Below are 14,152 nucleotides of genomic sequence, written 5' to 3'. Positions count from 1 at the left end.
AAATGTTATCCGGTATTAGCCCCGGTTTCCCGGAGTTATCCCAGTCTTATAGGCAGGTTACCTACGTGTTACTCACCCGTCCGCCGCTAACTTCTTAAGAGCAAGCTCTTAATCGGTTCGCTCGACTTGCATGTATTAGGCACGCCGCCAGCGTTCATCCTGAGCCAGGATCAAACTCTCCAATAAAGTGTTTGTCTAGCATCATAAATAAAAATTGACGTTTCACGTTGTTTGTTTCGTTCAGTTTTCAAAGAACTTATCCGCCGCTCAATTGCGACTTCCTTATGCTAACATTTCAGTTATTCAATGTCAACTAAGTTTTTTATTTTTCGCTTTCTGCTGAAGTGCAGCAGCGACGTTTATTAATATATCATCTTCTTTTTTTTAATACAAGTATTTTTTTAAAAAAACATAAAGTTTTTTTGATGATATCAATTCAACCCTTTATAAACCTTTCGCTAGCCATACATTGAACGCCTCACTTAAGAATTTTTTACATACACTTAACTCTAAATCCTTATCGTTTGTTATATAGTAAAACAGTAAACCATCAAACCCTATCATGGAGGAATTCACTTATGGAAAGATTGACGAAGTTTTCATTAAAAAATAGGGCCGCTATTATCATCATGGTTTTTCTCATCTCTGTATTAGGTATTTATTCCTGCTCTAAATTACCGATGGAGTTTTTACCAAGCATGGATCAACCAGTTGTAACAATCACTACCTTATCTGAGGGACTAGATGCTGAAACAATGACAAAAGAAGTAACAGAACCTCTCGAAAAGCAGTTTCGAAATCTTTCACATGTCGATACCATTACATCATCAACAAGTGAGGGATTGTCAAAGATTGAAATTATGTATACCGCAAAGACAAATATGAAAGATGCAGCGCGTGAAGTCGAAAAACTCACAAACGGAATGCCGCTTCCAAAAAGCATAATGAAACCTGTTGTCAGCCAGCTAAATACTTCTATGATTCCACTCGCACAAATTACAGCCCAAAAGAAAAATGGCTTTACAAAAGCCGATGAAAAACAAATTGAAAAAGAAATTATCCCACAACTTGAAAATATCGACGGTGTTTCTAATGTTATGTTTTACGGGAAATCAACATCAGAACTATCTATTGTATTAGATCCTGTTAAAATGAAAGATCAAAACATCATAACATCACAAATCGTATCTGCCCTTCAAGGAAAAGAAGTTTCTATACCAGCTGGGCAAATATCTATAAATAATGAAAATCATCTACTTCGTGTAATTGGAGAAATAAAAAGTATTGAAGAGATAAAAAACATTACACTCACACCGCAAGTAAAATTAAGTGATATCGCAAAAATTGAGTTGAAACAACATCATGATGCAATTTCTCACATTAACGGAGAAGATGGCGCTGTACTAGTCGTTATGAAAGAACCAAGCAAAAATGCTGTTACAATCGGAAAAGAAATCGAGAAAAAGGTTAATGATATAAGTAAACAATATAAAGATACTTTTACGATAAAAACACTTATGTCTACGCACGAACAGGTTCAAAACGCTGTTACAAGTATGGCTAAAGAAGTTGTTCTTGGTGCTATTGCTGCTACATTCATCATTTTAATTTTCTTGCGTAACATTCGTACTACTTTAATCGCCGTTGTCAGTATCCCTTTATCCATACTCCTTACACTCTTTTTACTTAATCAATCTCATATCACTTTAAATATTTTAACATTAGGTGGATTAGCAGTTGCTGTCGGACGCCTTGTCGATGATAGCATCGTTGTAATTGAAAACATTTTCCGTCGTTTACAAAAAGATTCTTTCTCAAAAGACGTCATTATTGATGCTACAAAAGAAGTTGCAATCGCGATTACATCTTCTACTTTAACAACCGTCGCTGTTTTTTTACCAATCGGTCTCGTATCAGGTGGAATCGGTGAATTTATGTTACCTATGGTGTTAGCTGTTGTATATTCAATTCTTTCATCCTTATTGGTAGCATTAACAGTTGTTCCACTCATGGCTTTTCTACTTTTAAAGAAAACAAAACATGAAGAGCGAAAAGAAACGAAACGTTATACAGCCATTTTAAAATGGTCGTTATCACATAAATTTATCATTTTATTTACTTCTTTTTTATTATTTGTTGGTTCAATTGCAGCTTACATTCTACTCCCAAAAGCCAACATTAAATCTGATGATAACACCATGCTTTCCATTAATATGACATTTCCTGCTAATTACGATTTAGAGAAAGGGAAACAGCAAGCTTTTGAATTTGAGAAAAAGTTACTTGCAGATTCACAAGTACAAGATGTTACATTACGGATGGGTTCTGCTTCAGAAGATGCACAGTGGGGACAAACGACAAAAAACAATCTTGCAAGTATATATGTAGGGTTTAAAAAAGGAATTGACCTTGAAACGTACATTAATAAACTAAAAAAAGAACAGAATCAATTTCAACCAGCAACATTTGATTATATAAAAGTAAGTTTTTCAAATTTCGGTGGTGGAAATGCATTACAATTTAACATCACCGCTAACAATAATAAAGATTTAAAACAAACTTCCGACCTTGTTACTACAAAATTAAAAAGCTTAAATGGTCTTTCAAAAATAAAAACGAATACGGAGGAAGAAAAAAACGAATGGGTTGTTAACGTCGATCAAACAAAAGCAGAAAAAGCAGGACTAAATTCTGAAGTCATCGGACAACAAGTGGCATTTCTAATGAAAAAATCGCCAATTGGCCAAATCACACTCGACAATGAAAAGACAACTCTTATGCTAGAACACAAAAAAACAGAGACTCCTAATAAAGATGCGATTTTAAACTCAAATATTTTGTCACCAATCACTGGTTTAATCGCATTAAAAGATGTTGCAACGATTTCTGAAAAACAAATACAAACCGAAATATTTCACAAGGACAGAAAAGAAACAATTCAAGTTACAGCAGAAGCGAAAGGTGAAGACTTAAGTAAAGTAAGCGCAGAAGTAAATACAGCTATTGCAGATTTGAAATTGCCTGATGGAGCGAAAGTTACCATTGCTGGAGCAACAGAATCGATGCAAGAAAATTTCACTGATTTATTTAAGGTTATGGGAATTGCGATTGGTGTTGTTTACTTAATTATGGTCATTACTTTCGGGCAAGCACGTGCACCATTTGCAATTTTATTCTCTCTCCCATTAGCAGCTGTAGGCGGGATTTTAGGTTTAATTATTTCACAAACACCTGTCGATTTAAACTCTCTTATCGGAGCTTTAATGCTAATCGGGATTGTTGTAACGAACGCAATTGTATTAATAGAACGTGTACAACAAAACCGCGAAAAAGGAATGGCAACAAGAGAAGCACTATTAGAAGCTGGTTCAGTACGGTTACGCCCAATTATCATGACAGCTATTACAACCATCTTCGCAATGCTCCCTCTATTATTCGGTGATACACAAGCTGGAAGCATGGTATCCAAAAGCTTAGCTGTTGTAGTCATTGGCGGTTTATTAGTTTCTACATTACTAACACTAGTTGTCGTACCCGTTATGTACGAATTGCTAGATCGAATCGGTAGTAGAAGACACCGCCAAAAGCAACACGAATCTTATACAAATGTTCCTAAATCTTAAAAATATAAAAGCCGTATTCAGACTTCCGAATACGGCTTTTGCATTTTTCCTTTCAAAATTTCACATGACAAAACAAGAGTGTCCTTTAAAAGTCGATTTTCTCAAACTTTTAGGACACTCTCTTTATTCTATATACCCATTTTAAACTTTTGACACATAAATCGCAGCTATACAAAACAAAAAGTGATCCCCGCTCGCTTTCTCCCTTTGGTTTTAACCTTGCACGTGGCAGGAAAAAGCCCTGACCGCTTCTATGCATAGCCAAATGCTCTCGTCCATCTAAAAGAAAGTTTTTTATATCTGTTATTCAATTTGTATATAAAAAGTTATGCTGCTTTTACTTTACTACTTTTGCGAGATTTTTTCGTACCAGTAAAGTGCTTATGGAGTACAGATGCGGTAAACCTTGCAATAATATTGAATAGTAATACCATAATGATTAATACTGCTGCTGATTTTGTTGCAATTAGTTTCGCGTCAGGGATAATTCCCTCAGAATTCAACTTCCAAATATGCACTGCTAATGTTTCTGCTGGTCGGAATGGATTTAATGGATGTGCAGGACTTGAAAAATCTGCTGCCGAGTTTAAAATTGGTGACGTTAATCCAGCTGTGTAAATGAGTGCCGCCGCTTCACCAAAAATACGTCCAGCCGCTAAAATTACACCTGTAATAATTTGCGGCAATGCAGATGGAAGAATCGTTCTTACAATTGTTTGCCACTTTGTTGCACCTAATCCAAGACTTGCTTCTTTCACATTAGATGGAATTTCTGTAATTGCATTTTCACAAACGCGCGTTAAACCTGGTAAATTTAAAATCGTTAAGGCTAAAGCTCCACCCATGACAGTGTATCCCCAACCCGCTGTCGTAACAAACACAAGCAATCCAAATAAACCAACTACAATAGAAGGTAAGGAAGCCATTGTCTCAATACATAAGCGAACAAAATTTAAAAAACGACCTTGTTTTGCATATTCCGCTAGGTAAATCCCTGCACCGAGACCTAAAGGAATCGAAATAATCAATGTAATAACAAGCATGTAAAAGGAGTTAAATAATTGAGGTCCAATCCCTCCTCCTGCTCTTGTATTACTCGGTTCTCCAAATAAAAAACTTGGATCCCAGAATCCCCAACCTTTTTGTAAAATTTCATATACAAGAAAAACAAGTAAAGTGACTATAAACAATGCAACTGCATAAAAAATACCCGTCCATATACTATTAACTGTTCTAGCATTCATCGTTATCTTTCACCTCTTTGGCCAATCGCTCGAATTACTACAATAAATAAGAAAGAAATCAAAAGTAATATCATCGCTAACGTCCATAGCGCATTATTCCAGGCCGTTCCATTTAACGTATTTGTCATATCCATTGTCAAAATACCCGTTAAAGTTGAAGTTGGACTATATATTCCTTCTGGTAATTTTATTGTATTTCCTATTACCATTTGCACTGCTAATGCTTCCCCGAAAGCTCGAGCTAATCCAAGAACAACCCCTGTTAAAATACCTTTTTTTGCAGCTGGAACAATAATACGACTAATCGCTTGCCATTTCGTCGATCCTAAACCATAAGAGGCTTCTAAATATTCAAAAGGAACCGAACGAATTGCATCAGAAGCAATACTTGCAATCGTTGGCAAAATCATAATGCTTAATACAACAATACCTGCAATTAAACTAAATCCTACACCACCAAATGAATCTCGTAAAATCGGAACTAAAATCGTGACGCCTAGTAAACCATATACAACAGACGGAATCCCTACCAACAATTCTAAAACCGGCTTTAATACTTTATTTCCAAACTTCGGTGAAATCAAATTCATAAACACTGCGAGTGCAATTGCAATTGGTGCACTAATGATTACCGCACCAAGAGATACTAGCGTAGATCCAACTATGAAAATAACAGCCCCAAAACTTCCATTCCCTTCATTCGGAGCCCATTTTGTTGATGTAAACACTTCTGAAATCGAGATATTACTTTGTGTAAATGATTGAATCCCTTTTGCACAAATGAACGCGATAATAGCTAATGTAATTGCAACAATTAATAAACCACAAAGCGTCACAAGTGTTCTTCCAATATATTCACTTTTTACATAGTTAATTTGTTTTTTCCCCTTCATCACAGACCACAACCTCACTTCATATATTGAAATGAACAGGACTGGCTAAATAGCCAGCCCCGCTTTATCCCGCTATTCGCGAGCAGTAATACTCCCACCTCAAAATTCAGCGAAAACATTGTCCAGCTCCAGTGGCTAGAATATTCGGTGGGAGATAAACTGCTGGCATGCGCCCGATTGGTTCAACTAATAATCAGTGGGGGATAAAGAACCCCCCACTGATTAAAGTTTCACTTTATATTATTGCTTTAATTTAGACATTGGGATGTAACCCATCTCTTCTACTTTCTTTTCAAAGTCTTTACCTTTTACATAATCAATGTAGCCTTTTGTTGCATCTTTTGCTTCACCTTTTGTAATCATGTATTCATAAGACCAAAACGGATATTTACCAGCAGAAATATTTTCAGTTTTTGGTTCTACGCCATCAATTTTCAATGTTTTTAAAGTACCTTTTTTGTCACCAGTCATGTAGGACATAGCTAAGTAGCTAACAGATCCTGGTGTAGAGTTAATCGCTTGCTCTACTGCACCATTTGAGTCTTGTGTTGTACCTGTAGCATCGTTAATTTTCACGTCTTTCATAACTGTTTTTTCAAATGTAGCACGTGTACCAGAGGCTGCTGGACGATTAACTATATTGACTTTTTCATCTTTTCCACCAACATCTTTCCAGTTTGTAACTTTACCAGAGAAAATATCTTGCACTTGTTTTAATGTTAAGTTATCAACTTTTACATCTTTATTTACAACTAATGCAAATGCGATACCTGCAACTTTGTTATCTACTAATTCTTTCGCTTTATCTGCTTCTTTTATTTTATCCGCAGCAGGAACATCGGAATTACCAACTTGAACAGCACCAGAAGCTACTTGGTTAATTCCAGTTCCACTGCCGCCACCTTGAACTGTAATTGATACTTTTGAATTTTTGTCCATAAATTCTTTAGCTGCCTCTTCTGCAAGTGGTTGAAGCGCTGTAGAACCGGCCGCTGTAATTGTACCCGATAATTCTTGCTTCGGTTCATTACCACCTTTAGCAGTTTCTTTATTTCCTGTGCTTTCTGATTTCCCGCACCCTACTAAAGCACCAGCAACTACTAATGCCGCTAAAGAAAATTTCAAGCCTTTTTTCATAACCATGTTTTGTACCCCCATTTAATTATCACTTTTCATTTCCTGATGTGCATATCCCGTAACATAAATTCATTGTAGGATAATAATATTATGTCAGTGTTAAGCGTTTTTAAATTTTAAGTAAAGGCTGTAGATTCTTAGAAAAAGCTATATATATTCATTGTTTCTCTACAAAAAATAGCGAAAAACCTAAAGAAACCGTACACATTGTAAATTTAATTTTAATAATGTAAATTAAACGTAAATTTCAATATATATTTCTACGATTTTATTAAGATTGTTTTTACAAAAACTCTACGTTTCTCCTGTTAAAACACCTAAAACCTCAGCGCGCAATGAAATAACATTTATATACCCATTTAAATTCTTCGAATAAGTTGCTGCTAGGCAGAATACAACATGAACTACACTCACTTTCTCCTTTTGTTTTAAACATTATATGTGGCAGGAAAAGGCCCTAATCATTTCTATGCGCAATCAAACGTTCTCGTGCCCCTAGGTTTTATGTCGTTTTTCAACTTATATATAGATGTGAAACTTTCATAAGTGAAGGTTTTACTGTCCAAGAATAGCGGGATAAATCGGAACACTCAAATAAATGATTGAATATTTCTAAAGTAACAATTGACAATAGCCTTCACTATCATCTAGTATAATATTAACCAAAAGTTTCCCTAGGGAAACTTTTTGAACTCGTACTAAAAAAATAGAGGTGAGGTAACTCTTATGACATCGGTTAAAACTCAACCACTTTCTACTTTTAAAACAGGTCAGCTCGTACAAATTGAAAAAATCCAATTAGAAGGAACTATGAAACGTCGCCTGCTAGATTTAGGATTCATTCCAGGGGCAACGATTAAAGTGTTGCAAAAAAGCCCGCTTGGCGATCCCATTGCATATCAAGTAAGCAATACAACAATCGCACTTCGAAATGAAGAGAGCTCTCTCATATTAGGAAGCTTGATAGGAGATGATTCACAATGAAGAAACATCGCATCGCATTAGCTGGGAATCCAAACACAGGAAAAAGCACATTATTTAATACGTTAACTGGATTAAAACAACATACTGGAAACTGGACAGGAAAAACGGTATTAAAAGCTGAAGGCGAATATGAGCATAATGGAAACCTCTATACTGTAATCGATTTGCCAGGAACATATTCCTTATACTCAAATTCTGCTGATGAAGAAGTGGCACGTGACTATATTATTTTTGAAAAACCAGAGGTGACAGTTGTTGTTGTTGATGCCACTGCAATGGAAAGAAATTTGAACTTAGCCTTGCAAGTAATGGAAATGACAAAAGAAGTGATTATATGTGTGAATTTAATTGATGAAGCAGAAAAGAAAGGCATTATAATCGATGAGAAAAAATTAGCAAAATCTCTTGGAGTTCCTGTTGTGAAAATTTCTGCTCGCAACAAAATCGGAATCGGTCAGTTGCTAAATACAATTGAAAAGGTAGTAAATAGAAAATTAATTCCTACCCCTTTTCAAATTACTTATAACGCAAAAATAGAAAAAATGATTCAGGAACTCGAGCCGCAAATATATAAAGTTTTTGGAGACGCTTATCCAGCTCGTTGGATTGCACTTCGCATTTTAGATGGAGACAAGAATTTCTTAGAATCTCTTCAAAAACATCATGAAGAACCACTTGTAAGGGAGGTCGTAATTAATGAAATCTCATTCAGCCAGTAAAGCCCTTCCATTAGACTATATCGTTCATCATGCGCGGACACTTGTTAAAGAAGACATTCGCGATGAAATTGTCGGTGATATTTACCGTGCTTCAGCTACTATTTGTAAGGATTCGGTTCAATATACAGATAAAAATAAATTATATCGCTCAGAGAAGCTCGATAAAATCTTCACTTCTCCTATATTTGGCTTTCCTATTATGCTTGCTATTTTATCTGTTGTTTTTTACCTTACAATTGCAGGAGCTAACGTTCCTTCTGATATGATCGCTGAATTTTTCGGATGGGCAGAAGGTCATTTAACAACTTGGTTCCAAACAATGAATGCCCCGAAATGGTTACATGGTATTCTTATTCTCGGTTTATTTCGCGGAACAGGGGCTGTTATTAGTGTTATGTTACCGCCAATGGCTATTTTCTTCCCAATATTCGCTTTACTAGAAAACTATGGGTACTTGCCACGTGTTGCTTTTAACATGGACCGTCTTTTTAAACGTGCCGGAGCACACGGAAAACAATCATTAACGATGGCAATGGGCTTTGGCTGTAATGCAGCTGCAATTATGTCAACGCGTATTATTGAATCACCACGTGAACGTATGCTCGCAATCTTAACAAATAACTTTGTTCCTTGTAATGGCAGGTGGCCAACACTTATTTTATTAGCTTCTTTATTCATGGCCGCTGGATATACGGGTGGTATGCAAACCCTTGTAACATCCGGTGTTGTTGTCGGTATGGTTATAATTGGTATTGTCGTAACTTTAACTGTATCATGGGTACTCTCAAAAACAGCTTTAAAAGGTATCCCAACCCACTACACACTAGAATTACCACCTTATAGAAAGCCTAAAATTTGGGATACAATCGTACGTGCAACACTCGATAAATCCATATACGTTCTAAAACGTGCTGTTATCGTCGCAGCACCTGCAGCGATATTAACATGGATATTAGCAAATGTATTTATTGGAGAAACAAGCCTTCTTATGTATATAGTGAACTTTTTAGATCCATTTGCAAAATTACTTGGACTTGACGGATATATTTTAGCAGCATTTATTCTCGGTTTACCAGCAAACGAAATTGTTGTTCCAATTTTATTAATGGCTTATTTATCAACAGGTTCATTAACAGAGCTAGAAAATTTAACACAAATTAAACAGTTATTTCTCGAGCACGGTTGGACTTGGCTAACTGCATTAAATATGATGCTGTTTTCTCTTCTTCATTTCCCGTGCGGAACAACTTTAGTTAATATATATAAAGAAACAAAGAGTGCAAAATGGACTTTTCTTTCATTTGTAATTCCAACTGTAATTGCCATTGTTGTTACATTCCTTTCTGCGCAATTAATAAACTGGTTAGGAATCATATAGTAAAAAACACGCGACATATTGCGACTTTAAGTAAGGAATGACAATCCCATCCATATACAGAGAACAAAAAGAAGATAACCGACGCTACAAAGTAGATGGTTATCTTCTTTTTCTCTTTAAATGGACTTTTTCAGTCCCCTCCGTATTACTCAGGTTTCTTTTTGGACTGCATTTGTTTTTGCCAAGGTTGCGCACCATATTCTTGTATTTTTTTATGAATAAAATAAGCTGTATATGGAAGAGTTGCCATTAAAACCGTACATATAATCCCTAAAGTTGTAAACATGACGCTACTCCTTTACTCACTTCTTATCGGTAACACAGATCCTGTATGTTCAATACTTGGATGTACACGAACAATAACATTACTCTTGCTAAAATAATTTTGACCTTGATCCCAATTTTTTTTAACTTTTATCCATTGTTTATAATTTTTGCGCTTGTAATACTCTCCTAACCCAAGTACATCCACTTTCAAATCTTTTTGAGCAACTTTAACTGTTTTTTGTAGCTGTTTTTCCATTTCACTTGCAAGGTATTTGCTGATTTCCTTGTCACTCATCATCTTATTATCTTTCCTTAAATAAACTTCTGCTAATGTCCCAGCTAAATATACATCAATTACAAATTTAGGTTTTGTAGGATCCATTAAGAATGTACGAATTTTCCGGCGCATTGAACGGACTTCAAATACCATCTGTTGATTTCCTCTTTGTATTTTAAAAAAACCTCCTACTTTTTTCCCAATAATATAATTTAATCCTAATGTTTCCATCCCATTTAATCTGCCTATAAGTTTTTTGTCTTTCCCTCGAAATACAGCTGCTCCTTCCATTTTAATCCCCTGACGCGTTAATCCTAAGACTGGAAGAACAAAACTTCTGTTAGCAGACATTTTCTGTTGTAAATCACCAATTCGAGTCGCTTCTAACATTTGAGCATTTTTCTGTGCATGATTTGATATCATACTTACATATTTGGCTGGTAAGTTTTCTGGTTTGGCACTCTGTTTTAATATGTCTTCCGCCCTTCCTTTTGAAACAAAGATGCGAATGTTTCTTCGCATCTCATGATCACGAAAAAACACATCTAATGTATCTTCTAAAACGAAAGGCTTTTTTAATAAGTCCTCAGAAAGAATAAGCGCTTCTATATGAGGAAAAAATAGGGACCGACTTATTTTTTTAGAGATAATACGAATCTGAGCAAATACACTATCAGCCGTTGCATTAATATTAATATAGTGTTTCCCGCCGTCTTTACTGTCCTGCTCCGTTAAAGAACTCGGCAACACAATTTGATATGTTCCTTTTATAAGAGGAGAACGACCAGTAGTTGTCGTTTCACTTTTTTCCCCTTTATTAGTCACCTGATCTAATGCGACCCCCACAACAAATCCTCTTTCTTCAATTTCCTGCCGTTCAGAGCAGCCACTTATAAGTAAAATCAAAAACAGACAACTCATTCCTTTAAGAAGAAGGTTCATTTTTATTCTCCCCTCCTTTTATTTTATAGAAAATAAAAATGAGAAGAGGAATAACAAACATAACAGACATATCAATCCAAGCCAAATATGTACCATACTTACTTATCACATCCAAATTACCCGGAATCGTATTCATAATATAAATGATAGGTGCACTAATAAAAATAAACGTATGTTTTTTTATGGCAGGAAACATTGCACAAAATAAAAAAATAGCAACATCATAATACAATGCAGTTGTATTAAAAACAGTAATAATCCATGTTATAAAAAAAATAGCATCAAATCTCTCTAGAAATCCTCCTCCTATTTCAATCTCCTTTCCAAGTTCAATTGTTGGATATGTTAAAGTGCTAGTTGTTAAATAAGTAAATACACTTATACAAGTAACATAAATTAATATATAGGATAAAACAGTAACCATAACCCCTTTTACTGCTGCAAGAGGGGCCTTTTTCGTTGCTTTTAGTATAGCAGCATAGAAAAAGCCTACTTCAAATCCAATAAATGTAAATGCAGTTTCTCTGACCCCCCCTATATATTTACTAAGTTTAGTTTGAAAAAATGGCGATACATTTTCAAATTCCATTAAATTAAAATTTAACAACGATAGCAAAATAATAGCAATAAAAACAATCGGTAAAAACAGAACACTAAGTCTTAATAATCCTACCCTAGATCCACAAACACCATAAACAACAACAAGCAAATAAAAAAAAGACAAAAGCTGAACAGGTGTATCGCTAAATAAATATGTTTGAGAAATAATAGAAATTGTCCGTGCTTCATAAGCCGTAATTCCTGTAAATGTTAGTATTAAAATCATACTTAGAATATAAGCGATAGGCTTCGTTACATATACGCTCGCATATTGAACAAAATTTTGTTTCGGAAATAAAATGGCAACCTTCATAATAAACCATGCAAAACAAGCACTTGTTAATCCACCTATGAGTAAAAGAATCCATCCATCTGCAAAAAGTCCATGAGTTGCCATAACACGCGGCATCGAAAGTGCGCCTGTACCAATAATAGTAGAAGATACAGCAAAACCGAGTTCACGAGTACCAATTTCTTCATCTCCATACTCAAATGGTTTCACTTTATTCTCTCTCCTTCGAACGTAACGTTTTATCTTTTGGTTGTAAATATTCCGGTCTTTCTTTTAACATCGCTTTAGGCAAACGGACCACATCTTCTTTCCAATCTTTATAAAAAGCAGGCGTAATAGGTGCGGAATATGGTACCCCAACACTCGTTAAGTTAACGATGTGAATCGCTAATGCAATTAACCCTAAAATAATTCCATACAAACCAAAGACTGTAGCAGCTAAAATAAATGCAAACAGTAAAATACGAAAGGTAATCGTAATACTATATACCGGCAATGAAAATGTAGCTACCGCTGTAACTGCAATAATAATGACAAGAAACGGATTTACAATCCCGGCACTTACAGCAGCTTCTCCAATAACAAGACCTCCTACAATCCCAATCGTTTGCCCCATCGGCTTAGGAAGACGAATTCCAGCTTCGCGAATAAGTTCCATTGTGAAAGTCATTATGAGCGTCTCGACATACGCCGGGAATGGGACACCTTCTCTTGCTCCAGCAATTGAATAGGCAAGAGTAGAGGGAATAAGCCCTTGATGATAAGAAACAAGAGCTACATACATAGCCGGTAATAAAATCGCAATCATGCCCGCTAACATTCGAAGTCCTCTTAACAACGTTCCAATCATCCACCGTTCATAGTGGTCTTCTGGTGATTGAAAAATATCAACCATCACCATCGGAGCAATTAGTGCAAATGGCGAACCGTCTACTAAAATAGCTGCTTTTCCTTTTGCAAGTGATGCCGCGACATTATCTGGTCTTTCTGTATTTAAAAATTGAGGGAACGGTGACAAATTATTATCTTGCACCAGTTGTTCAATCGTTCCTGTTTCAAAAATAATATCGATTTCAATAGACTGAAGTCTTTTGTGTAATTCTTCTACAATATAAGGATTAATAATATCTTCAATGTAAACTAATGTTACTTCTTTCTGTGAGCGCTTTCCCATAATATAGGAGCGAAAACGTAGTTGCGGGTCGCGGATGTGACGCCGAATCAACATTTTATTTACATTTATATCCTCAATAAATCCTAAATTAGGGCCTCGAATGATTGTCTCCGTAGAAGGTGAATCGAGATTTCGTTTTTCCCATTCACGGAAATTTATAACCATTGCGGAAGGAATACCATCGAGTAACACAATTGTATCTCCTGCTAATAGCGCATTCATAACATCTGGAAATGTCTTAGCAATACTCACTTCTCCAATTGACAAAAATTGATCCATTAATGTTTGCATAATTGGTGCTTGTTTAGGAATTTTTTCATACTGCAACGGCCGAATAACAAAGCGATAAATCATGTCTTTATTACTGAGTCCGCATAAAAAGACGACTGCACAACGATTATTTGTCCCTAAAAGAGAAAATTCACGCACAGTTAAGTCGTTAGGTGAATCTAACTTGTTTCGAATTTCATTTGTTATTTTCGATAAGTTAGTATCTAACTGAATCATATGTATCACCTAATTTTCTGTTTCAAAATATTATATGAGTTAAAAAAGCGACATAAAAACCCATTTCTTTTTAGAGGGGGACGAGAGCATCTGGCTATGCATAGAAACGGTCAGA

Annotated in this window: 11 protein-coding genes and 1 rRNA gene; 4 read left to right on the top strand and 8 right to left on the bottom strand. The window is 35.5% G+C overall.

Annotated elements, in window-relative coordinates; translation table 11 throughout:
- A 16S ribosomal RNA gene (locus BM350_RS18560) occupies nucleotides 1-186 on the bottom strand; the annotation flags it as partial.
- A gap of 392 nt (nucleotides 187-578) precedes the next feature.
- Between BM350_RS18560 and BM350_RS18555 the strand changes: the two genes are divergently transcribed.
- Nucleotides 579-3,623: an efflux RND transporter permease subunit gene (locus BM350_RS18555; RefSeq protein ID WP_090918965.1), complete on the top strand. Its 3,045-nt coding sequence runs from the start codon at nucleotides 579-581 to the stop codon at nucleotides 3,621-3,623.
- Between the two features lie 326 nt (nucleotides 3,624-3,949).
- Here BM350_RS18555 and pstA read toward each other — a convergent pair whose 3' ends face one another.
- The 3 genes from pstA to BM350_RS18535 all read right to left on the bottom strand — a co-directional run bounded on the left by pstA (nucleotide 3,950) and on the right by BM350_RS18535 (nucleotide 6,903).
- Entirely contained in the window at nucleotides 3,950-4,867 is a 918-nt protein-coding gene (pstA, locus tag BM350_RS18550) for a phosphate ABC transporter permease PstA (protein ID WP_090918963.1), read from the bottom strand.
- A 2-nt stretch (nucleotides 4,868-4,869) separates the two neighbouring features.
- Nucleotides 4,870-5,760: a phosphate ABC transporter permease subunit PstC gene (gene pstC, locus BM350_RS18545; RefSeq protein ID WP_139207750.1), complete on the bottom strand. Its 891-nt coding sequence runs from the start codon at nucleotides 5,758-5,760 to the stop codon at nucleotides 4,870-4,872.
- 240 nt (nucleotides 5,761-6,000) lie between these two features.
- The gene (locus BM350_RS18535) at nucleotides 6,001-6,903 is read right to left on the bottom strand and encodes a phosphate ABC transporter substrate-binding protein PstS family protein (protein ID WP_139207749.1); all 903 of its coding nucleotides are present in this window, start codon (nucleotides 6,901-6,903) and stop codon (nucleotides 6,001-6,003) included.
- A gap of 720 nt (nucleotides 6,904-7,623) precedes the next feature.
- Between BM350_RS18535 and BM350_RS18530 the strand changes: the two genes are divergently transcribed.
- From BM350_RS18530 to BM350_RS18520, 3 genes are read left to right on the top strand one after another with little or no spacing between them, the layout of a single operon-like run.
- Nucleotides 7,624-7,881 carry a FeoA family protein gene (locus tag BM350_RS18530; RefSeq protein ID WP_090918958.1) on the top strand — a complete coding sequence of 86 codons (258 nt, stop codon included), beginning with the start codon at nucleotides 7,624-7,626 and terminating at the stop codon, nucleotides 7,879-7,881.
- Complete coding sequence (locus BM350_RS18525; RefSeq protein WP_090918956.1) at nucleotides 7,878-8,600, top strand: FeoB small GTPase domain-containing protein; 723 nt, start codon at nucleotides 7,878-7,880, stop codon at nucleotides 8,598-8,600. Before BM350_RS18530 ends, BM350_RS18525 begins: the two co-directional genes overlap by 4 nt.
- On the top strand, nucleotides 8,578-9,978 hold the full coding sequence (locus tag BM350_RS18520) for a nucleoside recognition domain-containing protein (RefSeq protein WP_090918954.1): 1,401 nt from the start codon (nucleotides 8,578-8,580) through the stop codon (nucleotides 9,976-9,978). The genes BM350_RS18525 and BM350_RS18520 overlap by 23 nt, the downstream gene beginning before the upstream one ends.
- 145 nt (nucleotides 9,979-10,123) lie before the next feature.
- On the opposite strand, the gene BM350_RS27030 is transcribed toward BM350_RS18520, so the two are convergent.
- The 4 genes from BM350_RS27030 to BM350_RS18500 are packed head-to-tail and all read right to left on the bottom strand — an operon-like array spanning nucleotide 10,124 to nucleotide 14,037.
- Nucleotides 10,124-10,264, bottom strand: a complete 141-nt coding sequence (locus tag BM350_RS27030) for a hypothetical protein (RefSeq protein WP_090918952.1) — start codon at nucleotides 10,262-10,264, stop codon at nucleotides 10,124-10,126.
- 12 nt (nucleotides 10,265-10,276) lie between these two features.
- Complete coding sequence (locus BM350_RS18510) at nucleotides 10,277-11,464, bottom strand: Ger(x)C family spore germination protein (RefSeq protein ID WP_090918950.1); 1,188 nt, start codon at nucleotides 11,462-11,464, stop codon at nucleotides 10,277-10,279.
- Complete coding sequence (locus BM350_RS18505; RefSeq protein WP_090918948.1) at nucleotides 11,448-12,566, bottom strand: GerAB/ArcD/ProY family transporter; 1,119 nt, start codon at nucleotides 12,564-12,566, stop codon at nucleotides 11,448-11,450. Before BM350_RS18505 ends, BM350_RS18510 begins: the two co-directional genes overlap by 17 nt.
- A gap of 1 nt (nucleotide 12,567) precedes the next feature.
- On the bottom strand, nucleotides 12,568-14,037 hold the full coding sequence (locus BM350_RS18500; RefSeq protein ID WP_090918947.1) for a spore germination protein: 1,470 nt from the start codon (nucleotides 14,035-14,037) through the stop codon (nucleotides 12,568-12,570).
- Nucleotides 14,038-14,152 lie beyond the last annotated feature (115 nt).

Origin of the sequence: Bacillus sp. 103mf (genome assembly GCF_900116295.1) — a bacterium.
GTDB lineage: Bacteria > Bacillota > Bacilli > Bacillales > Bacillaceae_G > Bacillus_A > Bacillus_A bruguierae.
This window is presented reverse-complemented; position numbering and strand designations above follow the sequence as displayed.

Coding starts and splice junctions, on each gene's coding strand:
- BM350_RS18525 (WP_090918956.1), top strand. CDS start 7,878: ATGAAGAAACATCGCATCGCATTAGCTGGGAATCCAAACACAGGAAAA.
- BM350_RS18530 (WP_090918958.1), top strand. CDS start 7,624: ATGACATCGGTTAAAACTCAACCACTTTCTACTTTTAAAACAGGTCAG.
- BM350_RS18555 (WP_090918965.1), top strand. CDS start 579: ATGGAAAGATTGACGAAGTTTTCATTAAAAAATAGGGCCGCTATTATC.
- BM350_RS18500 (WP_090918947.1), bottom strand. CDS start 14,037: ATGATTCAGTTAGATACTAACTTATCGAAAATAACAAATGAAATTCGA.
- pstC (WP_139207750.1), bottom strand. CDS start 5,760: ATGAAGGGGAAAAAACAAATTAACTATGTAAAAAGTGAATATATTGGA.
- BM350_RS18520 (WP_090918954.1), top strand. CDS start 8,578: ATGAAATCTCATTCAGCCAGTAAAGCCCTTCCATTAGACTATATCGTT.
- BM350_RS18510 (WP_090918950.1), bottom strand. CDS start 11,464: ATGAACCTTCTTCTTAAAGGAATGAGTTGTCTGTTTTTGATTTTACTT.
- BM350_RS18535 (WP_139207749.1), bottom strand. CDS start 6,903: ATGGTTATGAAAAAAGGCTTGAAATTTTCTTTAGCGGCATTAGTAGTT.
- pstA (WP_090918963.1), bottom strand. CDS start 4,867: ATGAATGCTAGAACAGTTAATAGTATATGGACGGGTATTTTTTATGCA.
- BM350_RS27030 (WP_090918952.1), bottom strand. CDS start 10,264: ATGTTTACAACTTTAGGGATTATATGTACGGTTTTAATGGCAACTCTT.